Source organism: Leptospira alstonii serovar Sichuan str. 79601 (assembly GCF_000347175.1).
Classification (GTDB): domain Bacteria; phylum Spirochaetota; class Leptospiria; order Leptospirales; family Leptospiraceae; genus Leptospira; species Leptospira alstonii.
In genome coordinates this window covers 130,001-135,000 of the sequence record NZ_ANIK01000035.1, presented here as the reverse complement: position 1 = coordinate 135,000, position 5,000 = coordinate 130,001, and the positions used below count along the sequence as shown (strand labels likewise).

General features: G+C 42.5%; 4 protein-coding genes and 2 tRNA genes (2 of these 6 running past the window's edge). 1 reads left to right on the top strand and 5 read right to left on the bottom strand.

Annotated features, from left to right (window positions below):
- Positions 1-82, top strand: partial view of a 50S ribosomal protein L17 gene (gene rplQ / locus LEP1GSC194_RS08945; RefSeq protein WP_020773251.1) — the 3' end only. It extends 419 nt beyond the left edge of the window; 82 of the gene's 501 nt are visible here — the last part of the coding sequence; its start codon lies off the left edge, out of view; the stop codon is at positions 80-82.
- A 543-nt stretch (positions 83-625) separates the two neighbouring features.
- Here rplQ and LEP1GSC194_RS08940 read toward each other — a convergent pair.
- From LEP1GSC194_RS08940 to LEP1GSC194_RS08920, 5 genes are all read right to left on the bottom strand, one after another.
- Positions 626-1,765: an alpha/beta hydrolase gene (locus LEP1GSC194_RS08940; protein WP_020773245.1), complete on the bottom strand. Its 1,140-nt coding sequence runs from the start codon at positions 1,763-1,765 to the stop codon at positions 626-628.
- Between the two features lie 754 nt (positions 1,766-2,519).
- A tRNA-Glu gene (locus tag LEP1GSC194_RS08935) sits at positions 2,520-2,594 on the bottom strand.
- Positions 2,595-2,609: 15 nt separating this feature from the next.
- Positions 2,610-2,682, bottom strand: a tRNA-Lys gene (locus tag LEP1GSC194_RS08930).
- A 73-nt stretch (positions 2,683-2,755) separates the two neighbouring features.
- Positions 2,756-4,033 (bottom strand): adenylosuccinate synthase, encoded by a 1,278-nt coding sequence (locus tag LEP1GSC194_RS08925; RefSeq protein ID WP_020773189.1) that lies wholly within the window; start codon positions 4,031-4,033, stop codon positions 2,756-2,758.
- A gap of 28 nt (positions 4,034-4,061) precedes the next feature.
- Positions 4,062-5,000: the 3' portion of an ATP phosphoribosyltransferase regulatory subunit gene (locus LEP1GSC194_RS08920; RefSeq protein ID WP_020773284.1), read on the bottom strand. It continues 90 nt past the right edge of the window; 939 of the gene's 1,029 nt are visible here — the last part of the coding sequence; its start codon lies off the right edge, out of view — the gene reads right to left on this strand; it ends in the stop codon at positions 4,062-4,064.

The following is a 5,000-nucleotide window of genomic DNA, read 5'->3' as shown; positions in this document are numbered from 1 at the left end:
ACGCGAGACTCAGGCGAAAGTAAGAGAAGAAAGAAGAACCGCAAGAAAATCCGGTTCTGCTCCAGCCCCCGCAAAAAAATAAACGGCTTCTAAAAAGGACTAGAGAAGAAATAAAATTCTTCGCTTTCCCGATTTCGAAGTCACAGAAAACCCGGTTAGTACACGGTTGTGTTGCCGGGTTTTTTAATGTCAACCCCACAACGCGCCCCATAGGAAGCGTTGTGGCCAAAAGCCGCGAAGCGAAAGCGTTGGCTCTTAGCGCAGCTAAGAATTATCGCCCCATAGGAAGCGTTGTGGCCAAAAGCCGCGAAGCGAAAGTGTTGGCTCTTAGCGCAGCTAAGAATTAGCCGTCCCATAGGAAGCGTTGTGTTGAGTTTTCTGGGACACAATTCAGGGAATAAACTCAATTTCGCTTCCTACGGGTCGCGAAATAGGTGCCTCATTCTCGGAAACTCAAAGCTTGCTCCTACTTTCGGAAAAAATTCTTCGTAAACGCGGATTCGAAATGTGCGAAAAATCGGCGTGTAGTTATGATTTAGAAATTCTTACGTTAATTGTAAAAAGTCGTACCCGTAGTATTACATACAGATACGACTAAAGGTTAGTTCATTACCTGATTAAAAAATTAGAATAATGGAATGAGCAGACTCGGTTTTGAAAACGGCGTACCATGAACCGCTTCGGGATCGGAAATAGTAACCATCACACCCAAACCACCCGGTTTTAGATAGTGCGCTAGATTTTGAGTTTCCACCTGACTGAAAAATGGATCCTTATCCAACCAGACCACCTTTAGATTAAATCCGCTCCAAAGATTCTGTGCAACCGGTAAACGCGGAACCGCGTTTTGAGTCTGTCCTGTAGGATCCAAGCCGACAATATTCGCGGCCGCCGGATACGGCTCCAAGACATTCATAACTTCAACCTGAGCGGGAGTAGGGGCTCCGGTTACCGGCACTCCGTTTACCGAATATTTACTATTGATAAAAAAATCGTCGGGACTTTCCACAAACAGACCAACCACAGGAGGAAAAAAGGAAAGAATTTTCTCCACTTTGAAATTCCATACCAAAGCTTTTGCGGAATACTGGTAATTCGGATCATCCATCGTCACGTCGCTTCCCGACCAGGGTAGAGGGTATGGAATATCGCTGGCAATCAATACGGTATCTATTATCCCGTACCGAGTCCACAAACTGGAGCCTTTGCTTTTCAGTTTGTCTTGCATCAGTTGCACTACAAGTCCGCCGATGCTATGTCCTACGATCGTATCCGGCAATTCCGGCCAAGGGATATTCAAACGCATTTCGCTTAACAAAGCACGAGTCGCTTCCTCGTAATTATGAACGGTTAATTCGCCTATATTTGCGGGATGAGCGGCGGTTCCCTTCGTCAATGTGCTACCCCCATGACCGGGTAAATCTACGATATAAACGTTATTCGCTTTGTTCTTAAGAATCAGTTCCTTTGCAAGGGGTTCAAAGATGGAACTGGTATCTCCGAAACCGTGAACGCACAAAACATTCTTAGCACCCGGGGTTTGAATAAGATCCGAGTTACGATATTGAACCACATTCAATTTGTAGTTTGTAGTGGTATAGTTGGAAAAATTTTGACCGACAACATTGTAAGTCAAAATCTTTCTTTGGTAGCTTGTGCCGAAGATCGATTGTGTTGCAACTAAGGCAAACAATACGAAAAATATCCCCCAGAAATTTCGGATTCTAATTCCGATCCGAAACTTATTATTCAATTCTATCCTCATCGATAATTCTCCTTAATTCTGTTTTGTAGAACGAACCTGAATTCTATTTGACTCTTTTAATTTTATTGAGACAGTTATGTGTCTATATTATGTCTATTTTTTCAAGAAAAAAAGGGCTTGGTTCGTTCAAAAAACAAACTGATTTGCGAAAAAATCGATTCCGATCTAAATAACGCGAGTTCGGTATAAGGAGCTTTTGTTTCCGCAAAAATAACGTGGGAGTTCCCACATTTTTAAAATATAGATCAAAATGCGCAATCTTGGCCGCCTTTTTCGATATGTTCGTTCTAATTTCCTAACACAGAACTCATGCGAGTCCGCTGGGCGAGGGATTAGGAGCTAGGAGTTCCTAGATTTTATAAATAAGTTTAAGTTTAATGTGAATTTGGTATACCCAATGCGAAAGCGATTGGCTCTTAGCGAAGCTAAGAAATAGCGCCTTTTAGAAAGCGCTGTGCTGGGTTTTCTTCAACGCGATCCGTAGGAAAGCTCTGCGCTTTGGTTTCCTTGGGTGCAATTCAAGTCGTTCGATTTTAAGCGCAATGGTTTGGGCTTTGCAAATATATTCCATTTTTAGTATATTTTATATTTAAAATGTATTTGGAGATGCAGTTGCATGATCGGCGATAAAAATACTATCTGCGCTGATCAAAGATTAAAAAAGTGTTTTGGGAAATTTTTAAAATTCTTTTTAAAAAACGAGACCTTGTGCAGTCGGTAAGATCGTAAAATTGAAGGATTTTAAGGAGAGAAGTGGTACCGCCAAGGGGAATTGAACCCCTGTTCCAAGAATGAAAATCTTGTGTCCTAACCACTAGACGATGGCGGCTTATGAAGAACGTATTGAGTCGTCGGGGATTCGAACCCCGGACCCATTCCTTAAAAGGGAATTGCTCTACCAGCTGAGCTAACGACTCGAAGCGTTACGAAATACACGATATTTATCGAGTGTCATGGGTCAATCAAAAACGTCGAAAAAAACTCCGGTTCTTAAAAAGAATCTCCGTGGATGGTATCTTTTCTGTCCGGCCCGGTAGATACTAAATTGATTTTCACTCCGATAAATCTTTCCAAGGTAGAAATATAATCCTTACACTTCTCGGGAAGTTTTTGAAATTCGCGAATGCCGGAAATATCCGATTTCCATCCTGGAAATTCTTCATAAATCACTTCCACTTTTTCCAAACCCTGAGAAGGAAAGCAGTCCAGAGTTTTTCCGTTGAGTTTATAACCGACCGCAACCGGAATCTTATCATAGTCGGAAAGAATATCGATCTTCGTCAAAGCGATCGAAGTAATTCCGTTAATCCGAACGGAATGTTTCAACATTTCCGCGTCAAACCAACCACAACGCCTCGGACGTCCCGTGGTAGCTCCGAATTCTCCGCCTTTTTGACGAAGAGCTTCTCCGGCTTCTCCTAAAAGTTCCGTTGGAAAAGGACCTTCGCCCACTCTTGTCGTATACGCCTTTGTGATTCCGATCACGTGTTTGAGATGTTGAAATGAAATTCCGGTTCCGATCAACGCGCCTCCGGTTGTCGGGTTGGAACTTGTAACATACGGGTACGTTCCGAAGTCCACGTCCAAACCGGTTCCTTGCGCGCCTTCCAATAAAACACGTTTTCCTTTTTTGAGTTCCGCATCCAAATAATATGCAGTATTTATAATGCTCTTTTTTACTTTGGAAAGAAAGAATTTCAATCCTTCGTTGATGTCGTTATAGGAAACGGGAGGCATTCCGTAGAGTTTGTCGAGTTCGCGATTTTTTTCCTCGACCAAATGTTTCAAGCGGGATCTGTAAGAATCTTCCAAAAGATCTCCCACTCGTAGTCCGGTCCTCATCATCTTATCCGCGTAACAGATCCCGATTCCCTTTTTGGTGGTTCCGATCTTGTGCTCTTGGCTCAACGTAGTTTCTCTGGCGGAATCGATTTGGGAATGATACGGAAAAAGAAGATGGCACCCGTCGCTTAACAAAAGTTTGTCGTAAACGGGAAAGCCTTCCTTTTGAAGACGATCACATTCCTCTATGAAAAAAAGAGGGTCCAGAACGACTCCGTTCCCGACCACACAAACCGTTTGATCGTAAATCACTCCGGAAGGAACCAAATGGAATACGTATTTTTTTCCGTGAACGACGACGGTATGCCCGGCATTCGCGCCGCCTTGATAACGAACGATGATGTCCGTGTCCTTGGAAAGAAAGTCGATAACTTTCGCTTTTCCTTCATCACCCCATTGGGTCCCTACTACTAACGATGCGGGCATAGTTTTTCCTTAAATATTTGATTACGTTTCATAATTCGGGAACGGGGGTTTTAAGAGAGGCTTCCAATGTGTTCACAACAAGCGCATATCCGCTCGCGTTTCTTTGAACTCCCGAAAACATTTCGTAAAGATGATCGTAGGATCCGCCCGTTAATACCGGATCGGGAGAACCTTGCAGATATCCTTGAAAGACAAAACCCGTATAATAGTTCAGATCTCTCAAAAGGGAAAAGTCGATACAAAGATCGATTTTTCTTTTTTTGGATTCCCAGGATTTAAAAATCCAGGAAGTTTCTTCGAGAATGGAATTTAAACTTTTTTGAAGATCTTTTGAAAGAGAACCGATATTGAGAGAATTCCTCAAGGAATCCGGATCGAAGTTCAATACGAGCGCGCTTAACAAGCGGATCAAATCGGAATGATTCTTTTTTTCTCCGAAAATTCTTTCGATCTCGTTTACGTTTTTCTGATAGAGTAACGCGGAAATAATTTGAATTTCGTTAGAACCGAGTTCGAACTCTTGAACGATGGTCTGAAACAGATTCACGTTTCCTAAAATGAGCGTCAGTTTGTTTTCGAGAGGGAGTAGAGAAACGATCTCGTCCAATTCTTCCAAAATTTTGAATGTGTTTTCCTTTCCGGAAACTCCAATCGATTCGGCGCCGATCTGCAAAACTTCCTTACGGGATGCGCTTCCCTTTGTACTTTCTCTGAAAATTCTTCCGACATAAAATATATTTTGATTTTCTCTTTGATGGGAAAAACCGGCCATACCTTTGACCGCTTGAACGGTTAGATCGATGCTGGGTGAGATTTCATTTCCGGAAAGATCTCGGATTCGAAATAAGGACGAAGAATCGGGCGCTGAAACCGTTTGTAGAAACGTTGAGCTATAATCGAATGCTGGTAAAAATACTTCCGAGTATCCTTTTTTTTTAAGAACACCGGATACGGTTTCCAATAAGAT